Raw genomic sequence first — 18,892 nt, 5'->3', positions numbered from 1 at the left:
ACTATGGCGGGAATCCTTCTATGGATGCGTATGTCTATTATAGCAGTACCAGTGCTTTCTATTCTGGTGGAAATATTTATTTTGGTATAGCTGTGGCCTCAGGAAAACCTTCTCAATATTATTATGCCAGAACAAGTGATGTCATTTACCATGAATATACTCATGCCGTCAAGTATGACATAAATGCAGATGATAGTAGGGCAATAGATGAAGGTTTCAGCGATTATTTTGCCTGCACCATTGTCGGAGAGTTTCTCTTTGGCGAGGGTTATCATGGAGGAAGACCATTGGATAACAGTTACCTTTATCCTGATGATTGGAATCCCACGGGAACATGGCGTGATAGGTATTATAACGGAATGATAATGGCCGGTGCGGCCTGGGACTTACGGGAAGAGCTTGGAGCCACCATCACAGACAACTTGATCTTTGAGGGGCTTTGCCATTTAGGAATTTCACCATATACTCAGGATTTCAGGAATCTCATCGGTTGCATTCTGGAGGCTGATGACGATGAATACGGGGATAGCAATCCGAATAATGGCACACCGCACCAAGACGACATTTTGGATGCTTTTAGAGGTCATCACATGTATCCAAGTCATTATGTCTTTTCAGGTGACATTATAACAACTAGTGGATATTCACAAACTGTTTATTGGATTGATGATATTTATATTACTGGTGATGTTCATGTAAACTCAGAAATTACATTATCAATTTTACCATCGGTTTTAGTTTCTTTTTCTAATACCGATGATCAATCCTCGGGTTCTGATTGTGCCCGATGCGAACTCGTCGTCAACGGCACCCTCAATGCCCAGGGCACATCTGCCAATCCCATTGAATTTACCTGCAATTCCGGTACGTGGTACGGTATCCGCTTTATCAACGCCAATGACAACAGCGAACTAACCTGCTGTGAAATTGAAAATGCGGAAACCGGTATTACTGTCAACTCCTGTTCTCCGGAGATCACCTATTCCTACATTCACGACAATACCATCGGGGTGCAGACCTGGGACGGCGCTTCTCCACTGCTGCTGCACAATAGCATCATGGACAATACAACTGGTGTGGATTGTGATTATTACAGCGAGGCTGTGTTCACCGAGGGTGAACCGAACCGGGGATACAACGTGATCTGTGACAACAACACCTATGGCTTTTTCCTGTGCCGTTACAGTGAAGCCATGCTCGGGTCCTATTACCCCATGCACGGTTACAACAGCATCGATAACAACGGGTCCTATGATCTGTATATGTATGCAGGCGCTTCCTCCGATGCCATTAATTGCTACTGGGGTGAGTATCCGGCTTTAATAGATACCTATGTCGGCAGCGGCTGTACGTTCAATCATACACCCTATCTGTCAAGTGATCCCGGCGGCGGTTCGCCGCTGGCCAAATCCGGAGTGACACTAACGGACACCAAATTCGATCCCGCTGATTTGAACCCCGATGATCCCGAATCTCTCTGGCAGTGGGGCCGGTACGTGCGTTACCACGATCAGGACCCGGATCAGGCTCTGGAGATCAACCAACAGATCATCAAGCGGTTTCCGGCGTCGGTGTACGCGCGCAAGGCGTTGTGTCAGGTGTTTCATATCTCGGACAAGCACAATATCCCGGGGATGTCATCCTGGTTCAAAACACTGCGCTCGCAAAATCTGCCGCTGGAGACGCGCGCCGTGGTTCACGATTTGTCTGTGATCCGGGCGATCAAGGATCGCGATTATAAAGCCGCGGAGAGTCTGTGTCTAAAGGCCTTGCAGGACCTGACAGGCAGCGGATACGAACCCTTCACGTTGTACCAGATGACGCAGCTGTACCGGTGTTTTCTGCCGGACGCGCAAAAAGCCGACAGGTATCTGAATCAGCTCACACAGCGCTATCCGCAGCACCGGTTGACGGCACTGGCGCGTGGCGACGGGGAACCATATGCGACCAATCCGGAGTTGAGCAAACCGGTGGCTCAGACCATCACCGAGGCCAGTCTGCATCCGGCGCACCCGAACCCGTTCAATCCGGCCACCACCCTTTCCTACCAGCTACCGGAAGCGGCGCACGTGACGCTCAAGGTCTATGACCTGCGCGGCCGCGAGATCGCGACGCTGGTGGACGCGGAAAAAGATGCCGGATTCAGGGAGATTCGCTGGAACGGCCGTGATGCGCTTGGGCAGTCTGCTGCCAGCGGCGTGTATTTCTATCGTTTGAGAACATCGAGCGGCTACACGAAATCCTGCAAAATGTTATTGATCAAATGAATCGTTGCTCCGGCCGGGCTTTGGTGTCCAACCGGAATGCCGCCGATTAGGGAGTGTACATGCATTCTCCGATCCGGTCTAAAAACCATCTCTACTCAAACTCTTTGCTGCCCCGCAGCCTTTCATTGGACCGGATGACAGGATTGACAGGATTCTTTCCATCGTTCCGCCAGTCTCTTGCGGAATGCAGCCCGGACACTCTGTGTCCTATGCCCGTATTCCCGGACAGAATACATTCCCCGGTGCTTTGTGACGAGAGGTCGCGGCACAATTCAAAACAAAGCGTCATGATGCCTCGGTATGATTAAAGGATTGATATTTTTATTTTCAGAATTCCTGCTTTGGCTTTTGATCCTGTCAATCCGGCCAATCCGGTTATCCTGTCCCATATCCATCCCGCCGCGCGGCAGCATCACTCCAACGATGCAAAAAAAAAGGCGCCGAATCCCGACGCCCTTTTCATTCTATAAATTTTTTTCTATTTCGTGTTCTTCTTGTTCCCATTGCTGGTCTTCCTGAACGATTTTATCATCATCCAGTCCGCCGCGGTTCCAGTTCAACAGACCGTACACCACGCAGAGAACAGCGCTCAAAAGAGTGAGTATAAAAACGAGTGAAACGGAAAAATCGCCTAATACTAATCCAAGCATTTCCGGCCTCCTGACAATAATTGATCATGATTTGATATCCTGAAAACAGCGGTCCAGATGATCGTCCGGCAGTTTTTTGCCGAAAAAATTCACGACCACAAGAACAATCACAGCCACGGGCAGGGCGATCACCAGCGGATCGACCACCTGCCAGATGCTGCCCTGAACCAGGGAATCTTTGCCGAACAGCGCGTTGCACAACAGCAGCGGAGCGGATTCCTTGATGTGCATAAAAAACAGTTAGAAAAAACTGACGATAAATCCGGACGCAAAACTCCACAAGGCTGCGGCTTTGCTGATGTTTTTCAGATACAGTCCGCCGAGAAAGATCGGCAGAAACGCGGACGCGCACAACCCGAAAAAGATGGCGGTGCCGCCTTTAAAGAACAGCGGCAGGCCCCAGGCCAGCACCAGACTGTCCACAATGGCCACCAGGATACCCATTTTGGTGATGAAATTCGTCGCCGCGCACATTGCCCCCGGATTCCAGAATGACGCGTCCTGCAGCGACTGCAGGTGGTAATAACAGGCCTGCATGCTGATATTGGGAGTCACGTTCATATTGTATTTGACGTAAGGAGAAAAGGTGTTGGTCCAGTACGCGACCTTGTGCCTACCGCGTACGGTTTCCATGACCTGGGAATAGATGTACAGTTCGCTCCATTTGGGCCAGCGACTGAAAATGGGGTTCCAACCTTCATTGTCATCCGTTGACGGATCATCGCCGGAGAGCAGATTGAATCCGCCCATCACGTTCATCTTTTTCTCAGGGTTCAGGTTATAGGTCAAATAGGCATAGCCGCCGTAAGCGGATTGATTGAAATCGCCGCGTTTGCCGAACGGGTAGGCCCATTCCGTGGTCAGGCTGAGATTGTCTTCAACCGGACCTTGAACCCGTCCGCCCAGAGTGTGCAATGTCAAATCCTCATCACCATACGGACTGCCGATCCAGGCCCTGGCCCCTTCTTTTTTCATAAAATAATAGCCTTCATAGCGCGATGATTCGCGTTTTTGCACCGCATACACAAAGTGCCTGTTCATGGCTGTCGTTCAGCCATTGTTGCTCGTCTGCATTTTTCGGCAGGCCTTCCGAATTATCGAGGTCGCCGAGCGCTATTGTCGGAAAACGTTTGTCAACCCGGTTATCGCCAATGCCCAGAAGATCAACAGTGGTGTTGTCCAGTTTGAACGACACTTTGATCGCATCGGGATAGATCGAGCGCGAACCGTCCCAGGGATTGCCGTCCAGCAGAATAAACCCTTCGCCATAGATCAGGTTCTGGCGACCCAAAGTCACGGACAGAGGAATATCACCCTGCGATTTCCAGTTCACGTACAGATTGTCGATAAAGATCTCGTCCAGCGTGAAATCGCCTTCCTTGCCGTCCGGAATGATCAGGTACTTGCGGAATTCATTGGTAAACCGCACCTTTGCCGTGAACGAGGAATAGGACACGCTTCCCCAGACATTGGTGCGAATACGGAAAAAGTCATTCTCTGCTCCTTGTTTGACCGACCGGGTTTAAATTCCCGGTTTGAAACAGCGTGTTAGCAGATGGAACACATCTGCGCAACAGCAAAAGGAATTTGCTGAAAAAACTCTCACCTTGTTGATAAACCTTGCAAAAAAGATTAAAAATTAACACATTATGGGGCCTGAACTGAAAAAGATAAAATTATAAATTCTAAATATCGGCCTGGTTTTTGCATTCCTGTTTGAACTGTGTAAAATGTCAATATTTATCTCTAATAATGAATCAGAGGAGAGCTCATGATACGCTCATGTCTTTTTCTGGTGATGTCCTTGCTGATAATCACTTCTCTTATATATGCGCAACCGGATCATGACGTGCTTGTACATTCGCATGCGTTGCGAAACAATGATCAGAATTCCATCGGACAGATATCCACGTTTGGAGGCAGTTTTTCAAATAACGGCTGGACCGCCGATCGGGATAATGCGCAATTGCGGATTGACCTGAATCATTTCCTGCCGCCGGAAGGCACCATGGAAATCACATTGACCAACATGATGCCGGAGGTGACGGATGACTGGGTCCCCATTTCTCTGTATTCCAGAGGGGACGGGTCCTTTTTTGATGTCGACCCCTCTCCGGGTTCATACGTGATGCTGAAATCCGATGAAAAACTGGTCAATCAATACAATATCGATTTCAAGTTTATCTCCTCTTCCTTTTACGGAGAAAAAGCGCCCCATGAACGCCGGGAAACCCGTATCAACAGTCGGAATTGGAATAGCAATACTGATTATACCTTTCGGATTATCTGGACTACAACTGAAATCTGGCTGACTCTGAACGGAGAAACGTTGGCCCGGCAGGAGTTCGAGGGACAAGTTGAAACATTTGGATACATCTTTTTGGGTAAAGATGATACTTATGGTTCCGGTAACGCCGGCGTCATCTATAAAGATTTGAAACTATATAAACCTGCGAGCAATTATCCGTTTACCAATATTGCTGATCCCTCGGCTGAAATGGCGCATCAAAAAGTGGGCGCCCAGGGTGTCTTGATTTCGGATTTCGATGCCGACGGGGCCTCTGATTTGTACACACCACACTTTTTTGCCAAAGATTATGACACTGAAAATCTTTTGTTTATGGCTCAGAATGGAGGTTTTGACGAATTGGGCGCGGATCGTGGTGTGAATGATCCGTCCTATTCTTACGCCTCGCTGGCGGGTGATTTTGATGCGGATGGCGACAAGGATATATTTGTCATGAACTATCACAGTTCCTCTTATCCCAATGAACCCAATCATCTGTATTTAAATACCGGAACCGGCAGTTTTTCAAATGCAACCGGACGTTTGGGTTCCAATATCGCTTCGGATTCCAAAGGCGCCACATTAACGGATATAGAAAAAGACGGTGATTTGGATATTATTGTGGTCAATGGCGGATCGCCTCACCAAATGTATTTAAATGACGGCAATGCCAACTTTACGGTCAATACACAAATTTTACAAGCCTTTCGTTCTTCAGGTAAAAGTTACGCGGCAGTCACGGCGGGAGACCTGGATAATGATGGTTACCAGGATCTGGTCATCTGTCATAATGACGGTGTTGATATCGCACGTAACACACAGAACGGCGGGTATTCCTCCATGGCATCCCTGACCCTGGCCGCCGGTGTGAACTCGGTAAGCCTGTGTGATGTGGATAATGATGGCGATCTGGATATGGTGGTCGGTTCCGATGCCGGAGCGAACTCACGTATTGAAGTTTTTCAAAACAACAACGGATCATTTGTTAATATTTCCAATCTCGGGGTGAATTCCCTTCAGACCTTTGGGCTTTTAACCGGGGATTGGAATAACGATGGTGATATTGATTTGTTCGGGATTGATAAATACAAGCCGGCCAGATTATATTTTAATGACGGGAACGGCGCGTTTGCGCCCGGCTCGAACAGCGGCGTTGAAGCCTTCTTTGCGGACGGCCGTGGTTCGGGTGTATTTGATGTGAATGACGACGGTAATCTCGATATTTATGCTGTGGCCCGGGGCGGGATCACTGATGGTAAGCTGTACTCCCGAAATCATCTTTTCCGAAACGATTATAGCGGCAGCAATAGCTTTGTCAAGGTCAAAGTCGTCAATGATAACGGTATTGCTGTGGGACTCGGCGCTAAAATCTGGGTTTATCAGGCAGGCGGCCTGGATGATGCGAACAGTCTGCTGGGGTATCGGGAGATATTGGCAAACAATGGCTATCAGAGTCAGAGTTCCATGGTACAGCATGTTGGCGCCGGACAAACGGCCAGCGTGGATGTCAAGGTTGAACTCCCGAATGGAGATGTTCGGACTTTTGAAAGTGTGACCACCAATCAGACACTCACGGTTCGTCCTGTTGAACAGGTTCCTGACCAGCTAATCCGGGTCTCTCCGGTTGGCACACCCGGTGCGGTTGTCGGGCAGGAAGTGACGGTTACATTCAAAGTGTTGTCGGCTGATGATCAGCCGGTGCCCGCGCATCAGGTTACTTTTGATATTACTCAAGGCAGCGGCGACCTGGATCAAACCGGGAATTCGACCCTTTCCAAAACAACGGATCAACAGGGTTTGGTCAGTGTGGCCTGGATGATGGGTACGGTCAGCGGCGCTGACGGACAAAATTCTCTGCGGGTGTCTTCGCTTCAGGACGGACTGCATCTGGCCGGTTCCCCGGAAACCATCACCGTCACACCGCAGCCGGCGAATCCCTATCGCCTGAATTATGTGTCCGGTGACAACCAAACCGGATTTATCAACAGGGCGCTCAGCCAGCCGATTATCACTCAAATCACTGATATATACGGCAATCCGATTTCCGGTCATACGGTTCAATACACCATTCAGCAGGGACTGGGCGCTTGTGTGACCGATTCAGACACGGCGGCCTCTGTCAATGTGCAAACAGATAATAACGGCTATGCCGAGGTGAACTGGCAGATGGGGCCGCAGATCGGGCCGAATGCACTGCGAGCCTCTTCTTTTTACAACGGCACCGAACTGCAAAACAGTCCCTATACATTCAATGCTTCCGCCGGTGAGCCAAACCGGAAAATAAATTATATTTCCGGTAATGACCAGATCGGACATATCAGTTCAGAACTGGATGAACCGCTAACGGTAAAGTTGACGGATATGCAGGACAATCCGGTGGAAGGCGAGAATATTACGTTTATCGTCATGTCCGGCGACGGCCATTTTTCCGGCCAGGATACGGTACAGGTTCAGACCAACAACCAGGGTATTGCGGGAGTCACTCCTACACTGGGCTCCTCTATCGGCGATTCACTGTATGTGTTCCATGCCGTAGTACCGAGTGCGCAGAATTCTCCCATTGTATTTTATGCATCGGCGACAGGCGGGAAACCGACCTCAATTGTCATGGTCAGCGGCAATCAGCAAACCAGTACCGCGGGACAATTGCTGCCTGAATCGTTTGTCATACAAATTTTGGATACCTTTGGAAATCCGGTGCGTCGATTCGATGTGGAATTTGCTGTAACTCAGGGGGGCGGAACCATTCAGGGTCTGCAGACTGTGCTGGTAGAAACCGATTCGGACGGACATGCCTCCGTACGTTTGAAACTGGGAACCAAGGCCGGTGAAAACGTGGTCGTGGCCACCGCTGAAGACCTGGACGGATCTCCGGTCATTTTTACAGCAACCGGCAATCCCGGTCCGCCGGCGCGTATTATGAAAGTCTCCGGTGACACCCAGTCCGGTGATGCCGGCCAGCCCCTGTTGCAGCCGTTCAAGATAACCGTGACCGATTCCTTTCTGAATACGATCTCCGGTCATCCTGTCACGTATGAGGTGGTTCAGGGTAACGGCACCCTTTCCGGCCAGACCCGCCTGACGCGCAATACGGATGTTTGGGGACAGGTGGCTGTGACCTATACCATGGGTCCGACTGAACATGAACAAAAAGTTGCGGTGAGCAGCCAGTATGAAGGCAGAGACCTGATAGGCAGTCCCCTGATTTTTACCGCCTATACCGGTCCGGGTGACCCCTATGAATTAAAATATGTAAGCGGGAATCATCAAAAAGGCCGTATCAATGAACCTTTGCCGGAGCCGTTCAAGGTGCGGATCGTGGATCAAAACGGCATTGGACTTGAGGATCGGCCCGTCCAGTTTATGACATTCTCCGGAGCCCGTTTTAATGGTGAAAACACTATAACGGTTCATACGGATGAAAACGGTATGGCCTCTGTCCGACCCACATTGGGAACGGATTATGGCGAAAATAATTATGTATTCGAGGCCATGGCCCGCTTTGACGGAAAAAGCCTGAAAGGCTCTCCCATGCAGTTTTTTGCCTCCGGACGCAAAAGTCTGGCTGTTTCCATGCAGCGCGTGAATTCGGATGATGAATTCACCGGGCAAGTGGGAACTGTTTTGCCGGATTCTTTGAAAATACTGGTTCTGAATGATGACGGCAATCCGGTGTCCCGGCATCCGGTCACTTTTACGATCGAATCCGGAAACTGTCTGATTAACGGACAGTATACCAGTCATAATGTCCTGTCCAATCGGCATGGCATTGCCGCGGCTCAGGTGTATCTCGGAGATGCGCCGAGCACCAGTACAATCCGTGTCACGTCGGATGACGGCGTGGATCCTCTAAAACCCGGAACGATTTCATATACGGTGGAAGCTCTGCCGGGAGAACCGGATTCTGAAAACAGCAGCATGACGGCAACTACGGATATCCTGGCGAATGGTCAGGATAAATCCAATATCGTCGTTGAATTAAAAGATCAATTTGAAAATCCGTTGAGCGGTCTGCAGGTCACGCTGCAGGCGAGCGGGCTGGAAGTGTTTATTGATCAACCCGATTCACCAACGGATGCCAATGGACGCATACAGGCTTCAGTGGCATCAACCAACGTAGGAGCCGTGATGGTTTGGGCGCTGGTCAATAATCAGATCGTGGTACAAACCGAAATCTCTTTTATCAACGGTCCGCCGCATCACGTGGTCCCCTTTGGAACGGACCAGTATTATGAAAAGGAAAAAATGCTGCCGGATCCCATTGGATTGCGGGTTCTGGATGAATGGAATCATCCGGTAGAAAATGTTGAGGTGACATTCGCCATCGAAGACGGCGGCGGCAGTATTCAGGAAAATCAACCGGTACGGACGGACAGCACAGGGCGCGTCAGCGTGCATTGGGTTTTGGGACCTGTTCTGGGAGAGCAGCATGTGCGCGCCAATGTTACCGGCATTCCCACGGATACATATTTTATGGCCTATGCTTCTCCACCCGCCGATGGTCTTGTGAGCAAACAGTCCGGTGATTCAACAATCGGGCTGATCAATAAAACTATGCCGGATTCATTTGCGGTTCAGGTCACGGAAAAGAACGGCGAACCTATTTCCCATATTTCTGTCGAGTTTAAACTTTTGGTGGGCGAGGGCGCCTGGCTGACCCTGAATCCGGTCAAGACAGATGCGAACGGCATGGCTGCGGTTGTGTTCAAAACCGGTACGGTCACGGGATTGCACAAGATTCGCGCCACCGCCGGCAGTTATGGAAGTGTGACGTTCAATTGTTATGTTCAGAGCACGCGAACCATTAAATTGCAAAAACTGTCAGCGGATGTGGAAACCGTTCGACCGTTTTCCGAGATACCGCTCAAGATCAAAGCCATGGATGTGTTCGACCGCGTCCTGGAAGCTGAAGGCATTCAATTTGATGTGGTGAAAGGAACAGGGTCGATCCAGGAACCGTTGCCCGCGTTTACAAACAATCAAGGGATTGCCGAGGTGACCTGGCAAACCGGCAATCTGGGGGCGCAGCAAGTCAATGTGCAGCCGCAGAATGCCGCCATCGAATCTCAGGTGAGCTATACGGCAATCGTGGTCAACAGTGCGCCTGAATTTAGTCCGCCCCTGCCGCGTAATTTAGCTGTGGAAGCCGGACAAACGGTTAACATTTCCATCCGGGCTGAAGATGCGGATGATGATCCTCTGCATTATGAATTCAAAAATATGCCCGAATCCGCGACCGTTGATACCGCTCAGAATTATCTGTTCACCTGGACCCCGACTATGGAATATGAAGGTGATTATAGCATTACCTTTATTGTCCGCGACAAGTTCGGCGCCGCCGACAGCGGTACGGTGATGATCCATACCAGTGTTCAGAATATGTGTCCGGAAATCACATTGCGGGAACCGGAAGAGGACGTGCTTGTGATTGATTACAATCAACCCCTCTCTTTCAAAGTGGAAGCTTCTGATCCGAATGGCGATGCGGTGTATTATACCTGGATGATTGATGATATTTTTGCCGGAGATACTCCGATGCTGCCGGTGGTCTTTACCAAGGCACAATTCCCGGATTCCGCGCTTGTGGTCGAGTGTGTTGTCTCGGATAACGAATGCAACACCAAAGAGCGCTGGCACGTACACTTGCGCACACCGAACGCTGTGGACCTGTCAACTTTTACTGCAGAGTCTATTGATAACCACGTTGTCGTGTCCTGGGAAACCTCCAGGGAGGTAAACACATCCGGATTTTATGTGCTTAGGAGCGCCAATAAGAATTCCGGTTTTACCCGGATCAATCCCGAAATGATCAAGCCCAACGAACAGGGTGTTTATTCCTGTCGCGACAACGAGGTGACGGCGGGCAAACGCTACTATTATAAACTGCTGGAAGTGGACCGTTACGGTTATGAAACCGAGTATGGAATGGCGCAGGCCCTAATTGCACTGCCGACGCGTGTGGCTTTGCATCAGAATTATCCCAATCCGTTTAATCCGTCAACAACCATTCGATTTGAATTGCCGAAAAATGTCCGGGTTGAACTCATTATCTACAATATCCGCGGAGAGCGGGTCAAGACACTGATTGATCGCAAAATGAATGCAGGCATTCACTCAATTATGTGGAACGCCGGCAGCAGCGCCGGTGAACCGGTCTCGAGTGGTGTTTATTATTATCAGCTAAGACTGGATCATGAAAAACAGTTTACCCGAAAGCTTTTATTGCTAAAATAATGCGCAGAATCAGGCGGGCGGATTGCTTTTTTGCCCGCCTTTTTTTATATTTTATCTGGAGCACGGCATGATTCATTTTTTTGGTTATACAGTCTACTAGAATGAAAAAGGAACGAAAATGCAAACGCTACGGTATATCCTTACCACTGCCAGACCCAGGCAATGGGTCAAAAATGTGCTGGTTTTTGCGGGGCTGGTGTTTGCCCGGGATGTTTTTGTCATTGATAAATTGTCCAGCGCCATCATTGCTTTTGTCTATTTTTGTCTGGTTTCTTCCAGCGTCTATCTGATCAATGACGTATTTGACAGGAAAAAGGATGCCCGGCATCCGGTAAAAAAACACCGTCCTCTGGCTGCCGGAAAGTTGTCCCCGGTTTCCGCCATTATTGCAGCCCTCGTGTTTATGACGATCGCCTTGATTGGTGGCTACTTTTACAACGTTTATCTGACCGTTGTTTTTGCGGCTTATCTTTTTCTCAATATCCTGTACTCGTTTTATTTAAAACGCATTGTGATTCTTGATGTCATGATTATTGCCTCCGGATTTATGTTTCGCGCTGTGGGGGGCACACTGGCTATCAACGAACCTATTTCATCCTGGTTTTTACTCTGCGCTCTGTTTTTAGCCTTGTTCCTTGCTCTGAGTAAACGCAAGGCTGAGATTTTATCATTAGGTAAAGAGGCCGGATCAACGCGTCCGTCTCTGCATCAGTATCAGGGTCAGTTCCTTGACCAGATTTTGACGATTGTGACAACAAGCTGTCTGATGTCATATGCGCTTTACACACTGGATGAGCAAACTGTTGAAAAATTCGGCAATCAAAATTTGCTCTGGACATTGCCGTTTGTTATTTATGGATTATTTCGCTATGTCTATCTTGTTTACAATAAAAATTCCGGTGAAACACCGGAAACCGTTATCTTTAAAGACCGTTCATTATTTGCGGCAATTTTATTATATATATTATCCATTTTTTTTATTATTTATTTGTAAAACTCTAAACAGTGGAGAATTAAAATGAGTAAAGTGGCTGTCATTAAAACATCACCCGATCAGGTGATCGATGATACAAAGCAATTATTTATGCAGGCTGAAGCCGGCAAGGCGCTGGATAAAAACAAAACCACTATATTAAAAGATAATATTTCCTGGCATTTTCCCTACTTGAGCGCCAACACGACACCCTGGCAATTGGAAGGCACAATTCAGTCGTTGCAGGCCATGGGATACACGGATATTTCATCGGTTCACAATAACACGGTTGTTACCAATGCGGACAAGGGACAGCGGATGAATAAATTAAAACCGCTGTATCAAAAATATCATATCCCCGAATATGAAAACTTTAACAAAAAAGAAATAACCTGGACTGTCTTTGAACCCAAGGCGGAAATGCTGGTCCTCGACAAAATATTTCCAAACGGTATAGAAATTCCTTCTTATTTTATGGACAAGAATATTATTCATCTGCCCACGATGAAAACGCATATTTACACCACCACGACCGGGGCGATGAAAAATGCATTCGGAGGGTTGCTGAGTAAAAAACGCCATTACACCCACTCTGTGATTCATGAAACCCTGGTTGATTTACTGGCCATACAGCAGGAGATTCACAGCGGTTTGTTTGCAGTTATGGACGGCACGGTTTCAGGCTCGGGGCCGGGGCCGCGCACGATGACGCCGCACGATACCCATTTTATGCTTGCCGGCGCCGACCAGGTTGCGATTGATGCGGTTGCCGCCAAAATGATGGGGTTTGATCCGATGTCATTATCTTATATCCGCATTGCCACTGAGAAAGGTCTGGGAACGGGTGTTATGGATGAAATTGAAATTGTGGGTGAGGATATCGCTGATATCAATCTCAATTATACAGTGGGTGATAATATGGCGAGTCGCGTGGGTGACGCGTTGTGGTTTAGTCCGTTGAAACGTCTGCAAAAGCTGTTTTTCCACACGCCTCTGGTTTATCTGTTTGTTTTCGGCAGTTTCTTTTACCATGACTATCTCTGGTGGCCGATGTTGGGAAAACCTCGTCAGAGTAAATTTCGCAAAACCAGTCCATGGGGACAGCTGTTCGAGTCTTATCCCTCCTGATATCAGGAGGGAGGGAAAATCAGCGTTTGTGACTTTACTCAAAGGCAGGCGCTGTTTTTATCTGTGCCGAAAATGTGTGGTTTTGTGAATGTATCTATCGTTGCTTTAAAAAGAATAGAGTGTTTTTCATTATGAAAAAAATATGGTGGTTGTGCCTTGCCCTGGTTTTCAGCTGCAGCAATCCGCCACAGTCATTTCTATTAATCGATCATGAAACGCCTTGCGCTATTATGCTTGATCTGGGGCCTTTTGAAAGCGCGCTGGAGGCCGCTCATGCCATTCATTCGAGCGAGACGGACCTTCCGGATTCTTTGCTTGCCATTTCGCGTCATGCCTTTTGCGCTCTCGAACTTCGATCTCATCTTGCCCGCAGTGTGGAAATGCGCGAATCGAGAATACCCATTTTTGATGAAAAAGATCCTGTTCCAGAAGGTATGGTCATTCATGTCGGTCTGCCCTCAGACCGCAGTGAATTCAGAGCCATTCGTAAATCTGTACTGAAAAGTCGGGAGGATGTTAACAATCCGCAAGCGTTTCGAATAGATTCGTTTGTTGATGAAAAACGTACTGTGCTGGTACTCAGCGGCAATACTTCGATCGGGCCGCTTTATGCCGGATATGAGCTGCTGCAAATGATCGGTGTCCGGTGGTTTTTCCCCGGAGAAACAGGCACAACTATACCGCGCAACTATAATATCACCTTACCCGGATTGCGACTTGAAAAACAGCCAGAGTTTGAGCTGAGAGGCTATTTGAAAAATATGGATTTGAATATCCCGGCGGATTCATCATTTTGTGTCTGGATGATTCGGAATCGGATTAATGTGTTTCCCAATCAACATCAACTTAATCCTCTGCTTGACCGGGGCGGTGTAAAAACTGTGTTTTCCATATTGCCGTTCTATGAACAACTTTTAGGAAATAACCCGGATTCATTGTTTTGTATCAATAAGGCTGCACACCTTGATCGTTTAAGAGTTTTATTGCAAGCAGAGTTTGCCGATGCGAATTGCACGACAGTTGCACTGTGGCCTCCGGACACCTGGTGCCAATGTTCTGAATGTTCGTTATCAACTGATTCCGAAAAATACGCAAAGCTGCTGAGGGTTGTAGATCAGTCTGTAGCAACGCTGCTGCAAAACGAGGAGAATCCGCCTCATTTTTTGGTTCATTATCCTTCAGACTATATAAAAGATTTCCAATCTTTTGATCGCGCCGTTGCCGGGGACAATTTTACTTTGCTGCTTTATGCCGGTCCCCGGTGTTTTAATCATTACAGTATCGATCCGAATTGCGTCAACATCAATTATCCGTTCGCGGATAGCTGTATGCAGCTTTTTAATCAGACAGACAGAAAAACAGGGATAAGCGAACTGTTCAATGCCCCCTATATGAGTGAATTGGTTACGGCGTTTCCCTCTGTTATGCGGCTGGATGTACCCGCTTATCGGGAACTTGGCGCAACGGCTCTGCTGTACATGAATCCCAAAATTAAAGAACCGGGAGTTCAGCAATTGGTGCATTATCAATTTGCCAACCAGACATGGAATTCAAAAATCGCCATTGATTCTTTAAACAGCGAATATTTCTCGCATTCTTATGGTCCGATCGCTCCTCTGATGAAGCAATTCTATCTGTATATGGAAGCTTCACTGCAGAGTATCACAACCTGGCTGTATTATCTGCCCATTCAACTAAAGCAGGGGTGGAGTCTGCGAGACAGCACAATTATTAGAAATGAAAAATATCAACCTGCTGGTGCGGATGATGTAAATTTTAACAAGGTCTGGGAAAAAAGCTATTATAATATTTACGAGGCAAGATTTTTACTGGACAAGGCGATGAGCCATGAACTGCCTAAAGCCATGAAACGCAAGCTCGATTTGCACAATGAACACCTAAAGCATGCAGAACTGGTGATGAATATGATGGACGGAATTATTCTCTATACAACTCTTGGCAATAATGAACCGGAGATGCGACAGGAAGCGTTGGTCCAGGTTCGAGAATATGCTGAACAATTGAAGCAACATACTGTAAAAACTCCTTTATTTGGAACCGACAATGCCTTTAACGCTTTGAATCTTGAAAAACTCCTTGAAACCCTGGAATAACAGGACACCGGTTTCCTATGATAAAGCTTGAAAATGTATCCAAAACATTTGAAAATGTGAGGGCTGTCGTTTCACTCAATCTTTGGATCAATCGCGAATTGTTTGTGTTTTTAGGGCCGAATGGCGCGGGGAAAACCACAACCATCAAGATGATGACGGGATTGTTAAGGCCGGATGCCGGACGTATTGAGATCAATGGGATTGATATCGTGCGGGAACCGTTAAGGGCAAAGCAACAGTTTGGGTTTGTTCCTGAAAACCCTGTTTTGTATGAAAAGTTGACTCCGCATGAGTTTCTGGAATTTATCATCAAGGCCTATGGTGTGCCGATGGATCGCGGACTTGAGCGTATGAATCGTCTTTTGGATATTTTTGAATTAACTGATTTTCGAGATGAACTGATCGAGAATCTTTCCGGAGGGATGAAGAAAAAAGTATCGCTTATCGCCGCGCTTGTCCATCAACCCAAAGTCTTGTTTCTGGACGAACCCACTGTCTCGCTGGACCCCAAAGCAACCCGCAATTTAAAGGATATTTTGAATGGTCTGATCCAAAAGGGCACAACTATTTTCATGTCTACTCATATCCTGGAAATCGCAGAAGCTATGTGTGATCGAATCGGAATCATCAATCAAGGCGAGCTTGTCGCACTCGGCGGACCGGATCATATCCGGCAGCAGAGCGGCAGTCCGGAAACCCTGGAATCTGTTTTTCTGGAACTTACAGGCAATGTATCCAAAGCCAAGGTCGCAGAGTTTTTAAAGGATGATTAATGCTTAAACTTTTAATGCTTCGCTGGACCTTGTTCAAGAGTCCTCTGCATCATTCTGTCTTGAAAAAGCGTACGCTGTTAACGGTCGCCGGTTTGCTGATTGTACCTGCAATCATCTACAATCGGCTGATTTATTTGTTTTCCAATTGGTATTATTCTCCTGAAATCAATTTCGGGCCCGAAATGATTTCAGGGACCCTGTTTGGCCTGGGGGTGTTTTTGATGTTTTCCGGACTTTCTGTTGTGTTTCAAAAACAGTATCTGGATAAAGATATGGCTTTGCTGCGCGTCTTGCCTTTAACGTCAAACAGTATCTATCGATACAAGTTTATGGATACGTGTTTCAGCAATATGGCTTTTTTTATCATGTTCGGCGGCCCTGTTGTTCTTGCCGCTGCCCGGGTTTTGCAGATGCCGGCGTGGTATTATCCGGTGTTGCTTGTTGCCTCCGCTCTCTACGTGGTCATCCCGACCGGGTTTTCAACCCTGATCGCACTCTTGATTGTCCGGATTGCTCCTGTAAATTCGAGCAGGAGATTGACGTCCATACTGGTGGGAGTCGTCATTATAGGGGGGTGGCTGGCGTTGCAATGGGTACGTACCGCTACACTGGATCCGCTTTCTGCTGAATTTGATAATCAGACTTTAAATACGCTGCATCACATCAGTTCAGTGGTGTCCGGTGGCATGATACCTTCCACCTGGATTTCAGAGATTATTTTTTTTCCGGAAACTTTGAATCTCTATGATTTTGTGAAATACAGCTTGCTTTTGAGTGCAAGCGCCGTGCTTTTTATTTACATGTCGGGGGCGCTGCTGAGCCGTTTCGAGTTTGCACAGCATAGATTGAATAAACGGGGAAAACGGCATAAAGCCGAATACCGTCCTAAAAGCTTTGTCAGAGTGCTTTTATCAAAAGAAATTCGGATTGATTTTAGAGATACCCGCTTTATACAATCGGATATTCTGGCCATGGCATTCGTGGTCTTTTTGCCGATTTTTCTGCAACGGTCTTCGGATCATTTTGTGGAAACCTTGCCGAATCTTTCGACGTATATCGTGATGTCTCTGGTGATTTCAATGCTGACGGTTGCTCTGGCGCGCAACAGTATACCCAAAGAACAATACGCCTTTTTATATCTTGTAATTGCGCCGGTCAAAATTAAAGTGTTTTTGTGGGTTAAACAAATCAAAGTCTCTCTGTTAATTTTATCTGCAGGCGCAGTGGGATTGTCTGTTATGGGAATCCATGACCGAATTCCGTTTACAGACTTGCTTTTTGTGTTCATTATTCAGATTTTGATTTGCATGGGCGCCGGCGCTATTGGACTGTGGGGCGGAGCCAGAGCTGCAAAGTTTGACTGGTCTGATCCGAGATATATGCTCCAGAGCGGGTTTTCGGTGTTGACTACGGTCCTGACAATGATATTTGCAGTGTTGGGATGGACCATGCTCGGCATAGGGTGGACAACCGGGCACCAAACTGTTGCTTTTTTGCTATTTTTTCTCTATGTTAGCTTGATTTATAAAGCATTTTTTGATACTTCTGTCAAATACTTGACACGGCTCGAATGGGATTATCAAGTATGAATTCTGATGACGAAATGAGGATGTAAATGAGCAAGAAAAAAGGAGCAATACGGCATTATTTTCAAGCTATAGCAGTGGCTGTGCTGGCCGCCCTGGTGTTACGCGCGTTTGTCATTCAGGCGTTTCGAATACCATCAGGGTCTATGAAAGATACGCTATTGATTGGAGATTTTTTACTGGTGAATAAATTCGTTTACGGCGCACAAACACCCCGTAGGATTTGGGGTACGGATATCGAGATCCCCAATTTTCGTATGCCTGCCTTGAGTCAACCCAAACATGGTGATATTGTTATTTTTAAATATCCGAAAAATGAGCGTCTGGACTATATCAAACGGTGTGTGGGATTGGAAGGCGATACCCTCCTGGTCAAAAACAATACAGTCTATGTAAACGGTGAACCCGAAGGGAAAGAAACGTTTCTCAAACGTGAGTTTGACCCTGAAGAGGGCCGGTATGTCAATTACTTTCAAGTCGAGAAAAAGAGTGGTAAAACCTATACCATTCGAAAATATGCGGACGTTCATTCTCCGAAAAGTAATTTTGGCCCGGTCGTTGTTCCGGAAGACCATCTGTTTATGATGGGAGACAACCGGGACAACAGTTCGGACAGCCGTTACTGGGGCTTTATGCCGAGAGACAATGTTGAGGGCGAAGCGTTGGTGATTTATTTTTCCTGGGATAAACATGAACCCATGCTGGATCTGCTGGATGCTATCCGCTGGAACCGCATTTTCAAAGTCATTCTTTGAACAAGCTGTCCTGCCTTGCCTGAGCTTGATCCTTTAGACCCTCTGATCTTGGTCAGATGACTTGCCTGAACTCGATAGAGTACGGGCCGCAAAACTCTGCTTGTTCTGCTGGAATGCAGGGACAT

12 protein-coding genes are annotated in these 18,892 nt (G+C 47.5%); 8 read left to right on the top strand and 4 right to left on the bottom strand.

What is annotated here, in order from left to right; all coding sequences use genetic code 11:
• Positions 1-20: 20 nt before the first annotated feature.
• Entirely contained in the window at positions 21-2,267 is a 2,247-nt protein-coding gene (locus U5R06_20600) for a FlgD immunoglobulin-like domain containing protein (protein MDZ7725146.1), read from the top strand.
• A gap of 464 nt (positions 2,268-2,731) precedes the next feature.
• Here U5R06_20600 and U5R06_20595 read toward each other — a convergent pair whose 3' ends face one another.
• Genes U5R06_20595 through U5R06_20580 form a run of 4 tightly spaced genes read right to left on the bottom strand, consistent with a single transcriptional unit; the run spans position 2,732 to position 4,373 of the window.
• Positions 2,732-2,917, bottom strand: a complete 186-nt coding sequence (locus U5R06_20595) for a hypothetical protein (GenBank protein MDZ7725145.1) — start codon at positions 2,915-2,917, stop codon at positions 2,732-2,734.
• 24 nt (positions 2,918-2,941) lie between these two features.
• Positions 2,942-3,148: a hypothetical protein gene (locus U5R06_20590; protein ID MDZ7725144.1), complete on the bottom strand. Its 207-nt coding sequence runs from the start codon at positions 3,146-3,148 to the stop codon at positions 2,942-2,944.
• A gap of 9 nt (positions 3,149-3,157) precedes the next feature.
• The gene (locus U5R06_20585; GenBank protein ID MDZ7725143.1) at positions 3,158-3,958 is read right to left on the bottom strand and encodes a hypothetical protein; all 801 of its coding nucleotides are present in this window, start codon (positions 3,956-3,958) and stop codon (positions 3,158-3,160) included.
• Positions 3,906-4,373, bottom strand: coding sequence for a hypothetical protein (locus U5R06_20580; protein MDZ7725142.1), 468 nt, complete (start codon positions 4,371-4,373; stop codon positions 3,906-3,908). Before U5R06_20580 ends, U5R06_20585 begins: the two co-directional genes overlap by 53 nt.
• A 315-nt stretch (positions 4,374-4,688) precedes the next feature.
• On the opposite strand from U5R06_20580, the gene U5R06_20575 reads away from it, so the two are divergent.
• The 7 genes from U5R06_20575 to lepB all read left to right on the top strand — a co-directional run bounded on the left by U5R06_20575 (position 4,689) and on the right by lepB (position 18,767).
• Positions 4,689-11,438 (top strand): Ig-like domain-containing protein, encoded by a 6,750-nt coding sequence (locus tag U5R06_20575; GenBank protein MDZ7725141.1) that lies wholly within the window; start codon positions 4,689-4,691, stop codon positions 11,436-11,438.
• A gap of 118 nt (positions 11,439-11,556) precedes the next feature.
• Positions 11,557-12,432, top strand: a complete 876-nt coding sequence (locus U5R06_20570) for a decaprenyl-phosphate phosphoribosyltransferase (GenBank protein MDZ7725140.1) — start codon at positions 11,557-11,559, stop codon at positions 12,430-12,432.
• A 24-nt stretch (positions 12,433-12,456) separates the two neighbouring features.
• Complete coding sequence (locus tag U5R06_20565; GenBank protein MDZ7725139.1) at positions 12,457-13,539, top strand: DUF362 domain-containing protein; 1,083 nt, start codon at positions 12,457-12,459, stop codon at positions 13,537-13,539.
• A 131-nt stretch (positions 13,540-13,670) separates the two neighbouring features.
• Positions 13,671-15,653, top strand: a complete 1,983-nt coding sequence (locus U5R06_20560) for a hypothetical protein (protein MDZ7725138.1) — start codon at positions 13,671-13,673, stop codon at positions 15,651-15,653.
• Between the two features lie 17 nt (positions 15,654-15,670).
• The gene (locus U5R06_20555; GenBank protein ID MDZ7725137.1) at positions 15,671-16,426 is read left to right on the top strand and encodes an ABC transporter ATP-binding protein; all 756 of its coding nucleotides are present in this window, start codon (positions 15,671-15,673) and stop codon (positions 16,424-16,426) included.
• The gene (locus U5R06_20550; GenBank protein ID MDZ7725136.1) at positions 16,426-18,015 is read left to right on the top strand and encodes a hypothetical protein; all 1,590 of its coding nucleotides are present in this window, start codon (positions 16,426-16,428) and stop codon (positions 18,013-18,015) included. Before U5R06_20555 ends, U5R06_20550 begins: the two co-directional genes overlap by 1 nt.
• 26 nt (positions 18,016-18,041) lie before the next feature.
• Positions 18,042-18,767 (top strand): signal peptidase I, encoded by a 726-nt coding sequence (gene lepB / locus U5R06_20545; GenBank protein MDZ7725135.1) that lies wholly within the window; start codon positions 18,042-18,044, stop codon positions 18,765-18,767.
• The last annotated feature ends 125 nt before the right edge of the window (positions 18,768-18,892 follow it).

Source organism: candidate division KSB1 bacterium (genome assembly GCA_034521575.1).
In the GTDB taxonomy this organism is placed as follows: domain Bacteria; phylum Zhuqueibacterota; class Zhuqueibacteria; order Residuimicrobiales; family Krinioviventaceae; genus JAXHMJ01.
This window is presented reverse-complemented; position numbering and strand designations above follow the sequence as displayed.

Excerpts from the sequence above, each read along its gene's own strand:
- U5R06_20600 (MDZ7725146.1), top strand. The coding sequence starts at position 21 with ATGGATGCGTATGTCTATTATAGCAGTACCAGTGCTTTCTATTCTGGT.
- U5R06_20595 (MDZ7725145.1), bottom strand. The coding sequence starts at position 2,917 with ATGCTTGGATTAGTATTAGGCGATTTTTCCGTTTCACTCGTTTTTATA.
- U5R06_20590 (MDZ7725144.1), bottom strand. The coding sequence starts at position 3,148 with ATGCACATCAAGGAATCCGCTCCGCTGCTGTTGTGCAACGCGCTGTTC.
- U5R06_20585 (MDZ7725143.1), bottom strand. The coding sequence starts at position 3,958 with ATGAACAGGCACTTTGTGTATGCGGTGCAAAAACGCGAATCATCGCGC.
- U5R06_20575 (MDZ7725141.1), top strand. The coding sequence starts at position 4,689 with ATGATACGCTCATGTCTTTTTCTGGTGATGTCCTTGCTGATAATCACT.
- U5R06_20570 (MDZ7725140.1), top strand. The coding sequence starts at position 11,557 with ATGCAAACGCTACGGTATATCCTTACCACTGCCAGACCCAGGCAATGG.
- U5R06_20565 (MDZ7725139.1), top strand. The coding sequence starts at position 12,457 with ATGAGTAAAGTGGCTGTCATTAAAACATCACCCGATCAGGTGATCGAT.
- U5R06_20560 (MDZ7725138.1), top strand. The coding sequence starts at position 13,671 with ATGAAAAAAATATGGTGGTTGTGCCTTGCCCTGGTTTTCAGCTGCAGC.
- U5R06_20555 (MDZ7725137.1), top strand. The coding sequence starts at position 15,671 with ATGATAAAGCTTGAAAATGTATCCAAAACATTTGAAAATGTGAGGGCT.
- U5R06_20550 (MDZ7725136.1), top strand. The coding sequence starts at position 16,426 with ATGCTTAAACTTTTAATGCTTCGCTGGACCTTGTTCAAGAGTCCTCTG.
- lepB (MDZ7725135.1), top strand. The coding sequence starts at position 18,042 with ATGAGCAAGAAAAAAGGAGCAATACGGCATTATTTTCAAGCTATAGCA.